Annotated in this window: 10 protein-coding genes; 9 read left to right on the top strand and 1 reads right to left on the bottom strand. The window is 58.5% G+C overall.

The annotated features are described in order from the left end of the window. Positions 1-119: 119 nt before the first annotated feature. The 5 genes from YU3_RS37400 (at position 120) to YU3_RS40755 (ending at position 7,671) form a co-directional block, all read left to right on the top strand. On the top strand, positions 120-1,343 hold the full coding sequence (locus tag YU3_RS37400) for a glycosyltransferase (RefSeq protein WP_051334071.1): 1,224 nt from the start codon (positions 120-122) through the stop codon (positions 1,341-1,343). Continuing rightward, positions 1,340-2,608: an O-antigen ligase family protein gene (locus tag YU3_RS0124130; protein ID WP_027168635.1), complete on the top strand. Its 1,269-nt coding sequence runs from the start codon at positions 1,340-1,342 to the stop codon at positions 2,606-2,608. The genes YU3_RS37400 and YU3_RS0124130 overlap by 4 nt, the downstream gene beginning before the upstream one ends. Further along, positions 2,608-4,605, top strand: a complete 1,998-nt coding sequence (asnB, locus tag YU3_RS0124125; protein ID WP_027168634.1) for an asparagine synthase (glutamine-hydrolyzing) — start codon at positions 2,608-2,610, stop codon at positions 4,603-4,605. Before YU3_RS0124130 ends, asnB begins: the two co-directional genes overlap by 1 nt. Before the next feature lie 85 nt (positions 4,606-4,690). Then, on the top strand, positions 4,691-6,826 hold the full coding sequence (locus tag YU3_RS0124120) for an exopolysaccharide transport family protein (RefSeq protein ID WP_245273643.1): 2,136 nt from the start codon (positions 4,691-4,693) through the stop codon (positions 6,824-6,826). A gap of 356 nt (positions 6,827-7,182) precedes the next feature. Continuing rightward, positions 7,183-7,671, top strand: coding sequence for a hypothetical protein (locus YU3_RS40755; RefSeq protein WP_156913583.1), 489 nt, complete (start codon positions 7,183-7,185; stop codon positions 7,669-7,671). Positions 7,672-8,204: 533 nt separating this feature from the next. Here YU3_RS40755 and YU3_RS0124110 read toward each other — a convergent pair. After that, positions 8,205-9,287 (bottom strand): class I SAM-dependent methyltransferase, encoded by a 1,083-nt coding sequence (locus tag YU3_RS0124110; protein WP_084508274.1) that lies wholly within the window; start codon positions 9,285-9,287, stop codon positions 8,205-8,207. A 405-nt stretch (positions 9,288-9,692) separates the two neighbouring features. On the opposite strand from YU3_RS0124110, the gene YU3_RS0124100 reads away from it, so the two are divergent. From YU3_RS0124100 to YU3_RS37390, 4 genes are all read left to right on the top strand, one after another. Then, positions 9,693-10,091, top strand: coding sequence for a hypothetical protein (locus tag YU3_RS0124100; RefSeq protein WP_027168629.1), 399 nt, complete (start codon positions 9,693-9,695; stop codon positions 10,089-10,091). A 35-nt stretch (positions 10,092-10,126) separates the two neighbouring features. Beyond that, positions 10,127-10,897 (top strand): AAA family ATPase, encoded by a 771-nt coding sequence (locus YU3_RS0124095; protein ID WP_027168628.1) that lies wholly within the window; start codon positions 10,127-10,129, stop codon positions 10,895-10,897. Positions 10,898-11,190: 293 nt separating this feature from the next. Continuing rightward, complete coding sequence (locus YU3_RS37395) at positions 11,191-12,510, top strand: lipopolysaccharide biosynthesis protein (protein ID WP_198021708.1); 1,320 nt, start codon at positions 11,191-11,193, stop codon at positions 12,508-12,510. Continuing rightward, a complete protein-coding gene (locus YU3_RS37390; RefSeq protein WP_084508270.1) occupies positions 12,491-13,594 on the top strand; it encodes a glycosyltransferase family 2 protein in 1,104 nt (367 codons plus the stop codon). The genes YU3_RS37395 and YU3_RS37390 overlap by 20 nt, the downstream gene beginning before the upstream one ends. The last annotated feature ends 241 nt before the right edge of the window (positions 13,595-13,835 follow it).

Here is a 13,835-nt window from a genome sequence, read left to right as displayed (position 1 = left end):
CGGGTCCACCCGTAGCTTGATGGCCGATCGAACGCATTCCTCGCAAAGATGGCGGCCATGAGAGACTATCCAAGTTCCAGCCATTTTGGGCAGGACCGCAGCTTTTTGGGGTTGGCAAAATGAAGCCGCACCTGGTCTGCGTCGGTGGCGAGGATCACGCGCTGAGAATTCCGTTTTTCATGGAAATGCGCGAGAGAGGCTTCCGGATCACGGCTGTCTCAAGTGGCGAGGAAGCTCCATTCCTGCGCCACGGCATAGCGCACCGGAGCTATAGGTTTGACCGCTTTGACACCGGCGGCGGCGATGCAGGCACGATCAGAACACTTCGCAGATTGATATCGGAACTGCGTCCGGACATTGTCCAAAGTTTCGATACGAAGCCCAATCTCTTGACGCCGCTGGCGGTGCGCGGACAGGCACCGGTCGTCCGCACCATCAACGGGTTGGGCTGGACGTTCTCATCGTTCCAGCCGAGCGCCCTGGCTCTTCGTCCAGTCTTTTGCGGCCTGCAATGGCTTGCGTCCTTCTGGACTGCTGCGACAGTCTTCCAAAACCGCGACGACCAGGCATTTTTTGAGCGCTACCGGCTGATAGGACGCGGCGAAAGTCTTCTTATCGGCGGATCCGGCATCGACATCGGCGCGTTCGCAGCCGCGAGACGGCTTGGTTCATCGGCAGCAAGGTTGCGTCAGGAATTCGGGCTGCAGTCGGCTGAGGTCGTCATGTTTGTCGGGCGCTTGACACGTCAAAAAGGGATACCGACCCTTCTTGCGGCGGCTCCAAAAGTCCTCGCCAAAAGACCAAATACGCGCTTCGTCTTTGTCGGTCCGTGGCAATCCGAGGGTCCGTTTGCCGTCGAAGCGTCGGAATTTGAGCGCTTCGCGCCTCACGTCGTCGTGCTTGGGAAACGGCAGGACGTTCCTGCTCTTCTGGGCATGGCTGACATATTCGCCTTCCCAACCGAATACCGCGAGGGAATTCCGCGCGTGTTGCTGGAAGCGGGTCTCGCGGGATTGCCGACAGTTGCTTCCAGAATGCCCGGTTGTAGCGATTTCATCGAAGACGGATGGAACGGCTACCTCGTCGCGCCGCGCGACCCGGATGCGCTCGCAGATCGCATAGTCGACCTGCTGTCGGATCGGCCCCTTGCAGCGATTTTCGGCAGCCGCTCCGCCGCAGTTGTCAAGGAGCGATTTGCACTGCCGCTGATAGTCGACCAGTACTGCGAGCTGTACGACAATACGATCAACGCCAGATCCCAAGGCGGGTCTGTTCGGCTGCGCCGCGCGACCACGCCTCGGCGCGACCTCGCGGATCAGCGGCTCGGTGGAATGCACGGATGACCCGGGACGCGCTCCTCGCCCTTGGGGCCGTAATGGCCGGTGCGACGCAGCTTAGCCTTCCGGGCACCTCCTTTGGCTACGGCGAATTGTTCCTGGTCCTTTGGATCATGCTGTCGATCGGACGAATACTCGCCGGCGGCCGTACTGTGCTTACACTCGCCCTGACCAAACTCGCCGGCTTCTGGCTGGTGATGACGGTCGCTTTGGCTTTCGGCACCATCGTCGCCTATTTCACCTCGATCCTATACGCGACCGGGCTGGTGCACGATACGGAAGCGTATCTTCTGTTGGCCTGCATTACCTGCCTGGCTGCCGCGGAGCCCGATGCTGATCGCCGTTTGCGTCGCAGTGCGTGGTGGCTGATCGCGATCGCGAATGTCACACTTGCCATTCAGGTGGTGCAGGGCTGGGGGTGGCTCCCCCAGGCTGGTATCGAGTTATGGTACTGGGATCGCTTTCGTGGCTGGTCGGAGAATCCAAATCAACTCGCGCTCTACTGCGCGATCTTTGGAACGCTGGCTTTGCATCTTGCGACGACCACCCGCAACGGTTGGGGTAGGCTCCTTGGCATCGCCAGCGTGTTCTTAACCTTCTATGTGGGACGGCTGACCAAGAGTGACGCCTATTTATACACCAGCATCCTGACTTGCTTGACATTCGTCGGGCTGCAAATCAGGACGTGGCTCAAGACAGCTGGCAATAAGGTCAGCCTTTCACGGCAGGCCCTGCTCCTATTGCTCATCGGCAGTTTTCCGATGGCGGTCTCGATCACCCCCTATGTTTTGTCAGAGGCCAACACGCTCGAAAGCTTCGCCAAGAGCCTGACCAAGGACAACGGCAGCGAAGCGACAGCCGAAACCGCCGAGCTCCGCTTATATCTTTGGAGCGCGGCGTTGGAGAAGGGCGTGCAATCAGGGTCTATGGGCCTCGGTCCGGGTCCGCATGTCAGCCGCCCGGCAACCTGGGAGAGACAGTTTGATTTTCTTACACGACCCTTTGAGGCTCACAACACGATACTCGATCTATACACTCAAGGTGGCGCCATCTCGGTTCTGGCGCTGGCCTGGCTCGTTGGCGCAGCCATTATGTCGGCGTGGCGCGCGAAGCTGGACGCGCTGTTGGCGCTCATGGTGTCGATCGTCATCTTCAGCATGCCACACCTGATTATCCGTCACCCGATCGTGTGGTTTGCGCTGACCCTGTGCCTTGTTGCGGGTACGCCTCGCGAGTTCGCTCCGCGGCTCGAGCCCATAAGGGTTGCGTGATGTGTGGGATTGCTGGAATTCTTCTCGCAAACGCCGCCGCGAATATGAAGCCGCTCGAGGCAATAAGCCTGCTGACGACGGCCCTTCGGCACCGTGGGCCGGACGGCGAAGGACGTTGGACAGATCGTGAAGCGGGCATTGCGCTGGGCCACCGGCGACTGGCGATCGTCGACCTGTCGGCGACGGGGCGTCAGCCCATGCATTCCGCTAGTGGCCGGTATGTGGTCGCCTTCAATGGCGAGATTTACAATTTCAGAGATCTCCGGCGCGAACTTGAAGTGACCGGGCATCGGTTTCGCGGCACTGGTGACACGGAGATTATGCTGTGCGCCATCGAGGCTTGGGGCATCGAGGCCGCCCTGAAACGCTTTGCGGGCATGTTTGCGTTTGCGTTATGGGACCTAAAGACCAGAACCCTTCATCTCGTACGGGATCGAATGGGCAAAAAACCGCTTTACGTCGCATTGGTCGGGCATGCCCTGGTGTTTGCATCCGAGCTGAAGGCGATCCGCTGCTTTCCGGGCTTCTCGGCCGAACTCGACCTTGATGCGACCGCAGTCATGCTTTCGAGAGGGTGGATACCGGATCATAAATGCATCTGGCAGGGTGTGTTCAAGCTACCGCCCGGTTCCCTGCTCTCCGTTAGATCCACCGATCTTACTCAAGCGGGCTGCGCCGACGCTCTTCGCAGGCGGGTGAAACAGTGGTGGTCGCTGGCCGAGGTCGCCGCCGCAGGCCGGGAAAATCAGATCGCCGGCAACGACGAGGATCTGACCGACGACCTGGACAACCTGCTTCGGCTCGCCGTTCGTGAACGGATGATCGCTGACGTGCCATTGGGCGGCTTTCTGTCAGGTGGGATTGACAGCTCCACCGTGGTGGCGCTGATGCAGGCCCAATCGAAAAGTCCGGTGCGCACATTCACGATCGCCTTTGCAGAGGCCGGCTTCGACGAGGCCCCTTATGCGGCCGAAGTAGCACGGCATTTGGGAACCGATCACACGGAACTTCACCTTTCGCCGACCGCCGCACGCGAGGTCATTCCAGAATTGCCGCGTATCTGGGACGAGCCTTTCGCCGACGAATCACAGATTCCAACGCTGCTGGTGGCGCGGCTCGCCCGCCAGCATGTGACTGTGGCGCTATCGGGTGACGGTGGCGATGAATGTTTCGCGGGATATGCCCGTCATTTCATGGCGGAGAGATTGAAGCGGCATCAGCGGCTGCCCATACCACTGCGCCGCGCATTGGCGGCTGGGGCAGGGTTGCTTGCCCGCGCGGTCCGTTACGATATCGTTGAAAACCTGCCGCTTTCGGCGAGTGTCAGGCATGCGCTACGGAGTGACCGGCTCGATCGGCTTGGTCCACTGCTCGCCGCAACCAGCGAAGACGAGTTGTATCAGAGGCTGAAGGGATCGGCGGTCGAAAACCTCACCCGGCAGAAGCTGCCCGCATCGAACGATAGTGCACAACAGCTCGACGGACTGCTGTCCCGTCTCTTGTATGACGACATGGGGGGCTACCTGCCTGGCGACATACTGGTGAAGCTGGATCGCGCCACCATGGCCAACAGCCTCGAGGGACGATGCCCCCTTCTCGATCATCGGGTCGTCGAATTTGCCTGGCGCCTTCCGTCCAATGTGAAGGTTCGCAATGGCGGCGGTAAGTGGATCCTTCGTCACTTGCTGCGCCGCTATCTTCCGGAGCGGTTGATCGACAGGCCAAAGCAAGGTTTTGATGTGCCCATAGCAGTCTGGCTGAGAGGCCCGCTGCGCATTTGGGCCAACGACCTTATCGCCGGCATGCGCAGTTCCGGAGACGGGATATTCGACCTTGCGAAGGTGGACGCGTGCTGGCGCGACCACGTCGACGGAAAGAACAATCATTCCCGCGAATTGTGGCCAGCTCTTATGTTCCAGGCCTGGCGCAAAGAGGCGAGCGGATCGTCGGTGTCAGAAGGGGGGCTTTCTCGAGTGCCCGAACTTACAGGAGTATAAGATGGAAGGGTCCAAGGTTAGCCGCATCCATCTTCCACAAGTGCCGCCGCCAAATCCTCGCATGAGACGGCCGTTACGAGAGCAGGTGGACACGCAAACGCCGCTCCATCAGCTCCTCGTCACCCTTCAGCGGAAAAAATGGTTCTTGCTTACCATGGTAATCGCGGGCGGTGTCCTGGCCGCCCTTTTGGGTCTTGCGCGGCCTTCCCAGTACGAGGCCACCACACAGATACTCGTGGATGCGCCCAGCAGGGCGGCTCCGGTCGGCGGTTTGAGTTCTACCCAGGATCTGCTGGAATCCAGCATCGACGACCATATAACCATGCTCTCGTCGCAGAGCCATCTGCGAAGTGTCGTGGCGGCATTGCGCAAAACAGATGCCGCCAATGTTGCCAAAGCCGCCGACGGTACAAAACAGGCTGATGTCGCGACCGCAACCTCTTCTCCCGATCTGGCTCGCGTCGAGCCGCCGAAATCGCGCCCTGTTCTGGACGATTTACTGGCGAAAATCTGGCCGCAAAGCACGCCGGCGGGGCCAGATGCGGCTGAACTAAAGGTGCTGCGCGATGGTATAAGGATTGGGCAGGAACTGAGGTCCAGAGTTATCAGTGTCGGCTTTACCGACAAGGATCCGACGCGCGCCGCTCTTGTGGCCAATACGTTTGTCCATGTGTATATTGCCGATCTTGCAAGCAGAAGTCAGGCTTCGGACGAACAGGAGCTCGACTCGATAGTTGCCGGGCTGCCGGCTATACGAGACAGTCTCGCGGAAGCGACGGATCGTCTGGAAAGATATCGGCTGAGCCATGGCGCAGCGGATCAAGGTGCGGCGGACAACGCGGCCAAGGAGACTGCCGAACTTACGCAGCAGATATCGATGTCCAAAGCGGACCTCGCCGCGCAAGTATCCCGCCTTCAACGCATTCAGGACCTTCGCAAGCAGAACGCACCATTGGCGTCGCTGGCCGAAGCGATCGGTACGTCCGAGTTGACCGACCTTGCAACTCGCCAGGCCCGTGCGCCGGAAGACAAGGATATAAGCAAAGCAATTGACAATGCAGTAGAGCAAGGTTTCGCTCGTGTGGCCGCTGAGGCCGACATTTATCGCTCTCAGGTCGAGGCTCTGGAAGATCGCAAGAAGGTTCTCGATGCCGTTGTGGCCGATACAGCCGGTCGGCTCTCCGGATTGCGCGCGCTCGAGCCGCAGGTGAGCATCCTGACCCAGCGATACAACGACCTGTTGGCCCGTCAACAGGATCTGAAGCGGCGGATTGCAAATCCGTCCGCTGGAGTCGGGGTTCTTTCCGCCGCTTGGCCGCCTACCAATCCAACGACCCTTCCACCAATTTTCCTCGTTCCGCCGGGCATGATCGTGTTCGGCCTGATCGGAGGAATTCTCGTACTTCTCCGCCGACATTTCGATCGCACTTTGCGCGGTGAGGCTGAAGCTGAAGCAGCGCTCAAGGTTCCGTGCCTGGCGCTGATACCTCGGGCCGCGATCACGCACGCCAAGCGACTGAAGCAGCTGGTGCTAGGCCAACAGGAGTCCGGATACAGCCGCGCCGTGACGTCGCTGCTGGTCGCCGCAGCGCCAAGTCAACTGAGATCTCGCTCCGCGCAGATCATGCTTGTGACGTCCAGCATGCCCGATGATGGGGCGACCGAGCTCGCCTGGAGCTTGGCATTGGTTGCGACGCGCCTGGGCGGCCGAGTCCTTATGGTCGATCTTGAACCCAAGGGCGCTCAACTCACGCTTGAGTTTCTGGACCAGTATGGTGGGCCTAAGGCTCGCCATTCATTCGCGGACTATGTTTGCAATCGGTGCACTTTGGAGGGTGCTGTCACCAGCATGCCAGAAATCGGCATCAACCTGATGACCCTCGGCCCTTCGGAGGATCTGCTGACGCTTCTGTCACGCGGGAACGGGTCTGAAGTGATGGAAGATCTACACTCGGTTTACAGCGTAGTTGTCTTAAATGGACCATCGGGGCTTGGGAGGCCGGAAGCCAGATTCCTCACCGAATGGGCGGACGTGGTGCTTTTCGCCGTCCGGTGGGCGAAGACGCAACGCCATGTCGCTCGCGGTGTTCTGGAACTGCTTCAGGGAGATGATTCCATTCCGGTACCCGTCGGCAGCGTTCTTACGCGGGTGAATCTCAAAAAACATGCCGGATATCGGCTCGGCGACAGCGCCGACCTCCTGCGCGAGAAGGTGATTTAAGGACCGCCGGCTCGTACTCCGGCATGAGCGAGAGTATCGCCAAGTCTTTTGCGAATACCGTGCGGCTGATCGATGGATGCTAGGGAGGTCAACACCCGATGCTCGGTGGACTTCATCCGATCTAACACCTTATCGAGTTGGGTAAACCATCGAGTATCCAGTGGATTTCCTGTCGCTGTCGGACAAAGCCGTGGAATCAGTTGGGCGAGCGAGTTGCGGCAATTGCGCGCCGTTGCGTCTTCAATCGCCTTGTCGCGGAACTTCTTCTGCGCCGGAAGGGCGACATCTAGCTAGCGTCACCCATCGTTGGGTCTGCCGCATTTGCCCTACCTGGACGGTTGTGTGCCGTCGCAATTATGGGCGTTCTGGCAGATCACTATCTCGCATCTCGGTTTATTAACCCTGGCCGCTTTGGGGTCGAGATGGTTCTTCGTTCTCAGTGGCTTGCTGATGGCAGACATTCTGTTTGTGAAACAGATGGGCTTGCCGAAATTCTTTGGTCGGCGAATAGCGCGCGTTTACCCCGCCCTCTTTGCATTCTTCCTGTCTGGGATGGCGATTGCCGCTGGCGCCGGCCTTTGGCCCGCAGACTGGCAACATCTGCTCAGCGCATCTACGTTTACCACAACTATTACGTGCTCGAAGCCGGGCGCGTCGCCTTTCTTGACCACGTATGGTCGCTGTGCGTCGAGGAACACACCTACGTCATCCTGGCAGCCATCGCCGCGATCAGTCGCAGATCCCAGATAACCGGGGGCATAGTGTGCCTGTCGCTTGCGGCGCTCGCATGGAGCGACGGCGCTATCCGAACGCTACTTGGCGGGGGTTACTACGACGTCTATTGACGCACCGATGTACGTGCTGCCTCGATCCTCATGGCCGCGGGTGCCTATCTTCTTTTCCGTTCGTACAAAGTACCATCCTGGGCGCCGATTGCCCTTGGGATAACCGCAGTCTTTTTCAATTTTGAACTGGCAGCCTGTTAAATATGGGGTGGGAAGTGCCCTTCTTGCCCTGGCCATGGTCTACCTTGGGCAAGCGCCCGCCGCGTTGCTTCGCCTGCTCGGTTCGAAGCCCCTCGTTGCTATCGGCATGCTGTCCTTTTCAATGTATCTGTGGCAGCAACCCTTTGCTCAGTTTCCAGGGATAATTGGAAGGGTTTTCGGCCTTGGAGCCGCCATCGCCCTGTCGGTGTTGAGTTACTTTGTTGTCGAACGACCAACGCGCGTTACATCAACAACCAATTCGAACGCATACGGTCAGCTTCGATGCTTCGCCCGGCTGGCCTTAATGACTTTACGGTTCAGGGCGAGATCCCAACCATAACGGACGGTCCCGAACTGCTCTAACTATTTGAAAAATTCCAGACGGAAGACCGTTACGCACTTTCTTGGAATTGCTCTTGGCCGTTGATTGCAGCCTGGCTTGATGTCTCCGTAGCGTCGGTCGGCGAGGAGACTTTGTCGATCCTCGCCCAGAGTGCGTTCCCCCCCAGCGTCGACGCGTTGCTGACCGCATATGCCCATGCTGGCAGGCGCGATGGTGAAATCGCCAAAGCGGTCAAAGCCTGTGCAATCCGTTGAGCTTTGCTTCGCGGCAGGGCGCGCACGAACTCACTCAGGCTGCCCGGCTCTTCTCCCTTGCGCAAATAGCTGTTCACGATGTCTTGTTTGAGGAATCCAAGCAGGTTGAACGGTTCCCGCTCACATTTGGTCAGTTGCAAGCCATGCCGCCGGCAAATCGCGTCGAATGCTTGTTTCGTCCATCGGCCGATGTGATTGGGTGGCATGTCAATGAGGGATCCATGAGACTCCATATAGTAGGTTCTGTTTTCGTTGGGCACCGCAATGAAGACAGACCCGTGCGGCTTCAGCAGGAACTTCAATCGAGTGAAGACGTCGTCTACGTTGTCCATGTGTTCGAACACCTGAAACAAGCAGATGAAGTCGAATGACTCCTCCAACCGATCGAAGCTGTCGCCGCGAACGTCGCCTGAAAACGTCGTGAAACCCTTTGACGACAATACCGATTGCGATGTTTCGTTATAATCGACCGCAAAAATATCCGACGGTTTGAAGAATTTATTTTTGACGCGGTCCAGAAAGAAGCCGAATCCGGCACCCACGTCCATGACAGTTTTTCCGTCGGTCCTCAGGTCCGCAAGTTCTTCGATTGTTCTTGCATACTCCCATCTCATCGCTGGATAGGAAGGATGCGCCCAGGCCAGGTTGTAAAATTCAATGCCTCCCGCGACGAACGGATCTGCGAAACCGAATCCGCAATCTGTGCATCTGCGGATATCGCACATGTTGCTGCCCCAGAGGTCTGACAAGTAGCTCGTCAATTTTCGAAAGCGAACCGGCTCCTGGCGCGGATTGAGAAAGTGTCGAGAGGCTTCGTCAGCCGTCACTTCGAATAATTTCGCAGTTGATACGCTGCGACACGCCGGACAAATGGTCATCTCGCTTGTCCCAAAAAACCTTGCCGAATGAATCTGCGCTTCTGAAAGACAAAATGCGGATGGAGCTTACGACCGGCGCCCAACGTCACCATCATCCATCTAAATGACATCGTCCGGCGGGGCGCGCGATGAATTCCTGCATCGAGGTGGCCAGTTCGAGAGCTACCTCTGCCTGCGGAGAGGCTAGCGATTGTTGAATCCTCGCGCCGGTTTCCGTGAGTGCGTCGCGCGGGTGCCGATGTTCGAGAATGAACCCGTTTGCGATGATTTGCATTGAGCGGACACACAAATTCGCGATCCAGCCGCGCTGCCGAATCGTGTCATTCAGATGGATGATGGTGAAGTCGGGTGCCCATCGTAAGCTCCTCATATCGCGATGACTTTGGCTCTCGGAAGTGCGAACTCATGTCAGACAGGGCCAGCGACATTCTGAGATCCGACACGGGTCCCAGGGCCAAGAAAGCGACCATCGATATTCGGCCGAGCCCGGCTCTGGCGCGCGCGGACAGCCTTGTATGCAGGGATGAACTGCAGGCTGAGTATAGCCTGGACATCATCAAAGGGCCGTCCGGCCTTGCCGGGCCGGAAGCAAGGTTCCTGACGAGTTGGGCGAACGCGATCCTTCTTGCCGTTAGCTGGAACAGGACGCCGCCCGATATCGCTCGCGGTGTTTTGGAGCTGCCTCAAAGGGACGGCACAATTTCGATTCCCGCCGCGAGCGTTCTCACCCGGGTCAATCTTAAACGACACGTCAAATATCGGTTCGGCGACAGCGCGGATTTGTTACTTGCGCGGATGCCGTGAGTCCAGCCGCGAGGCGCTATGTCGAGTGTTGAATCGTGATCGTCGAGCTCTTCGGTCCGCCCGGTTCGGGCAAGACAACTTTCGCCCTTATTCTTGCCAGCCGACTGCGCGAGGACGGATACCGTGCCGAAGTTGTCCGCAGCTACCAACCAGCGACCAGATCCGGGACACTTGATCTGGGCGTCTTTCTGTTCGTGACAAGGATCGTCTCGGCAACCGCTTCCACGGCCAAGATTATTTTTTTCCCACGAACCGGCAGGTCAAATCTGTCGAAATCTCTGTCGATGCTCAGAGCAATACCTCCGAAAAGACCAATCTGGCGCGCCCGAATTTGGCAGCACATACTGAAACTGTCACACGCTTGGGATCGAGCGAAGCTGGCCCAGGATATTCTAATCTTCGACGAAGGTTACGTTCAGGCAGTCGGATCTCTGGCGTTACTCAATGGGAGTGCGGACAAAGCCATTCTCGCAACGATGCTAGGCAATGTACCGGTCGCGGATCTCACGATTAGAGTTGTGGCGCCACGAGCGACAGTGGCGGCTCGTCTTCGCCGGCGCATGGAACGCGAGCCCCCGGCGGAGCGGCTCTTCGAGGCCGATTTCGAAGTCAATATGCATTCCCTCAGCGTCTTCAAGACGATGAGCGACATACTTGCCATTTCAGGGCGGGACGTTATTTGTGCGAAAACTTCAAGCCAACGCTCGACAATGAAGAGCACGCAAGAGGTTGAGCAGGCGATCATCGCCAGGTACATTCCGAATAAACCGGATGGTGAGCGCCGTCAGGTCGAGCAGCCATCCTAAACATTGGGACTCCACGGGCCACCGGCCACCCGCCTCGCGCCCATCCAACCCGCTGATCCAGCCCGGCCAAAACGTAGCTGAGTTTGGCCGCCGACACAGTTTCGTGAAGCCGCTACTGACGCTTCATTTCACCCATTGCGGAATCGAACTGGCATTGGGAAGTGCAACATCATTCAGGTGAATGATGGCGAGGTGCGGCAGCCACCGTACGCTCGCTATCCCAGTCGCCAGCCGCTTCTCGGAGTCGCGAACCAATGTCCTACAGCGACTTTCTGAGGTCCAGGGAGGAGCGGATGACAGCAAGCCCGATCGGCAAGATCGTCCGCGTTGCGGGCGGTGTTTCGGCAATGGCAATTGCAGGGCAACTCACGCTGGTCGCCACAATTCCGATATTGGCCCGCCTCTATTCCCCCGCGGAGTTTGGCGTCTTCACGATCTATCTTTCAACCGTGAACATCCTCGGCGCGGTCGCGGCGCTGCGCTTCGAGCCCTCTCTCTACGGCGTCAAGGAAATCGAGCAGACCTATGTCACTGTCAAGCTCATCGTGCTGGCCATATTGACCACTGGTGTGCTGGCCCTTGCGGTCGGGCAGGTGCTTCTGAGCTTTGCGCCCGCCCAACTCAGAAATCTGTTCTGGCTGGTTCCAATTGGGATGAGCGGCGCAGCGCTTGTTGAAACTATGAATTGCTTGGCCTTGCGTGCGGGCCTGCTGCGCGACTTCGCCCTCGGCCGTCTGATCCTGCCGGCCACCATGGCGCTGCTGCAATTGGTTTTCGGCCTTGCCCATCTCGGGGGCGAAGCGATGGTGCACGCGCATGTCCTCAGCCAGTTCATTTTTCTCGCTTTTCTGGGCTTCCGGATTCTGAGTTGGGAAGACGTGCGCGGCATTTACCGGTCATCATGGAGAAGTGCGTTCGATAAGGCCGCCAGGGAATACAAGTTCCCATTGTTCGACATCCCCGCGACCCTCGGCAGTTATGCCATCAACAATCTTCCGGCGATTATCGTGGGGTCGTTGTTCGGCGCCGCCTTCGCTGGTTATCTCGGCGTCGCGACACGGCTGGTGACCGGGCCCATCGTGCTGATAGCCACTCCGTTAAGCAATGTGTTCGTCGCCGAGGCGAACAAGGACAGCAGCGGTGGCCGTATGTTCTGTATCGCGCGGGGACTCCTGCTGCTTGCCGCTGGCCTCACCGCATTGCCGATATTGGCGCTTGGGCTGGCAGCCCCTTATCTTGTCGTGCCGCTCCTGGGCGAGGCTTGGATTCCGACGGCCCAAATCATGACTGCCTTGGCATTCATGGGCGCCGTCCAGGCCTTGTCGACACCGCTCAGCGAAGTCCCTACTCTGTTGCGGCGGCAGGAGGTACGGCTGGTCGTCGACGCCGCGCGGATGGTGCTTGTCTTCGGTCCGCTGCTCGCCGGCGCCGAAGCGGGCTGGGAGCCTATCGACGTCATCTATCTCATGGCGGCTGGCGGGACGGTCGGGTTTGCCATCAAAACCGCCGCCTCGCTGTACCTTCTGAAGCGCGACACCGAACCGGCACCGGCAACGCTGTCGAGTCCGTATCCAATCGCGAGGAAAAACTACGATGAAGCTCCTGTTGACTAGCGACGCGAGCTCTGAAGGAGCTGTGCCCTCGGCAGAATCCGTCGCTGGCGGCAAAAGTGAGACAGATCTGCCGCCCGGTCCGGTGACCGATATCGCTGATCCTGCGGGCGCTTCGAGCGAACGACCATTCATTTCCGTTGCCGTCCCGACGTATCACCGGCCGGACACTATTCGGCGCACCATCGATAGTATCGTGGGACAAGACTTTTCCAACTGGGAACTTGTTGTCAGCGACGACGACGGACGAGGGGGGCAGAGCTGGTCCATTGTGGAAGAGTATGCGCGAAGCGATCCGCGCATCCGGATTGTTGAAAACCACAGGGGCAGAGGGCAGGTGGAGAACACCAACAACGCCATGCTTGCCTGCACGGGTAAGTGGATCAAGTTGTTGCATGACGATGATTGGCTAGCCCCGGGAGCGCTGAAAAGATTTGCCGAAATCTCGGTTGAATATCCGTCGGTAGCGTTCATGACCTGCGCGGCGCATGTTGTGGAGGAGAACCGGGTCGTAACGCGGTCGGATCCGCCGGAGCAAAACCGGATTTCGCTCTATTCAAGCCAGCAGTGCCTGACGGACCTGTATCTCGTACGAGTGACAAGGAGTCTAGGTATCATACCTTCGACGCTGCTGATCAACGCCGCGGTAATTCACGCCGGATGCCAGATGCGCGCCCATAAATCCATCCCGGCCGGTGTCGATCAACTGTTCTTTGTCGATCTCGCACGACATGGGGAGATGGTGGCAATCAACGAAGGTCTGATCTTCTACGATGCTACACATCATCCAAGCATAACGACGTCGAAGAGCTACGAAGAAGTGGACGAGGTCACGCTTGCCGTCAAACAGCTTAACTGGCATCTGATCGAGGATAGAAAAGGCCTTCCGAGACCCGAGCCGCTTTTGCGTGCGCTGCGGGTCGCTCGTATCCCAGCCAGGTTCCGACATCAATCATTGCGAACGACAATGCGAGACGCGGTGCAAATACTTCGGCCGTCAGTCATGAAGATCGCAAACCAGTACGCCCTGGAATACCTGTTCAAGATACGCCCAAAACTTGGCGCAGTGCAGACCCGCAAACGCTGACGCGACCCCTTGCGAGGTGCTAGAGCAGTTCACCGTTTCACGGAAACGGCGAACCGCTCTGTCTCTTTGTTTTTTGCGCAATTTCGGATGGAAAGCCGTTTCATGCCTTCCTGGAATTGCTCCAGGCGCTGTTCCTGAGAACTTCGTGCGGCTCAATGCTCTACATCCGGCGCGGGCCATTGGCATAGTCGCGCATCGGCGCGTCCCATTCGGTGGTGTCGTGGGGACAAGCCGCCCCCAT

The sequence above is a fragment of the Mesorhizobium sp. WSM3224 genome, assembly GCF_000427725.1.
Classification (GTDB): Bacteria; Pseudomonadota; Alphaproteobacteria; order Rhizobiales; family Rhizobiaceae; genus Mesorhizobium.
Note: the sequence above shows the minus strand (reverse complement) of the source record. Positions and strands in the feature narration are given on the sequence as shown.

Excerpts from the sequence above, each read along its gene's own strand:
- YU3_RS0124100 (WP_027168629.1), top strand. The coding sequence starts at position 9,693 with ATGTCAGACAGGGCCAGCGACATTCTGAGATCCGACACGGGTCCCAGG.
- YU3_RS40755 (WP_156913583.1), top strand. The coding sequence starts at position 7,183 with ATGGGCGTTCTGGCAGATCACTATCTCGCATCTCGGTTTATTAACCCT.
- asnB (WP_027168634.1), top strand. The coding sequence starts at position 2,608 with ATGTGTGGGATTGCTGGAATTCTTCTCGCAAACGCCGCCGCGAATATG.
- YU3_RS37390 (WP_084508270.1), top strand. The coding sequence starts at position 12,491 with ATGAAGCTCCTGTTGACTAGCGACGCGAGCTCTGAAGGAGCTGTGCCC.
- YU3_RS37400 (WP_051334071.1), top strand. The coding sequence starts at position 120 with ATGAAGCCGCACCTGGTCTGCGTCGGTGGCGAGGATCACGCGCTGAGA.
- YU3_RS0124130 (WP_027168635.1), top strand. The coding sequence starts at position 1,340 with ATGACCCGGGACGCGCTCCTCGCCCTTGGGGCCGTAATGGCCGGTGCG.
- YU3_RS0124110 (WP_084508274.1), bottom strand. The coding sequence starts at position 9,287 with ATGACCATTTGTCCGGCGTGTCGCAGCGTATCAACTGCGAAATTATTC.
- YU3_RS37395 (WP_198021708.1), top strand. The coding sequence starts at position 11,191 with ATGACAGCAAGCCCGATCGGCAAGATCGTCCGCGTTGCGGGCGGTGTT.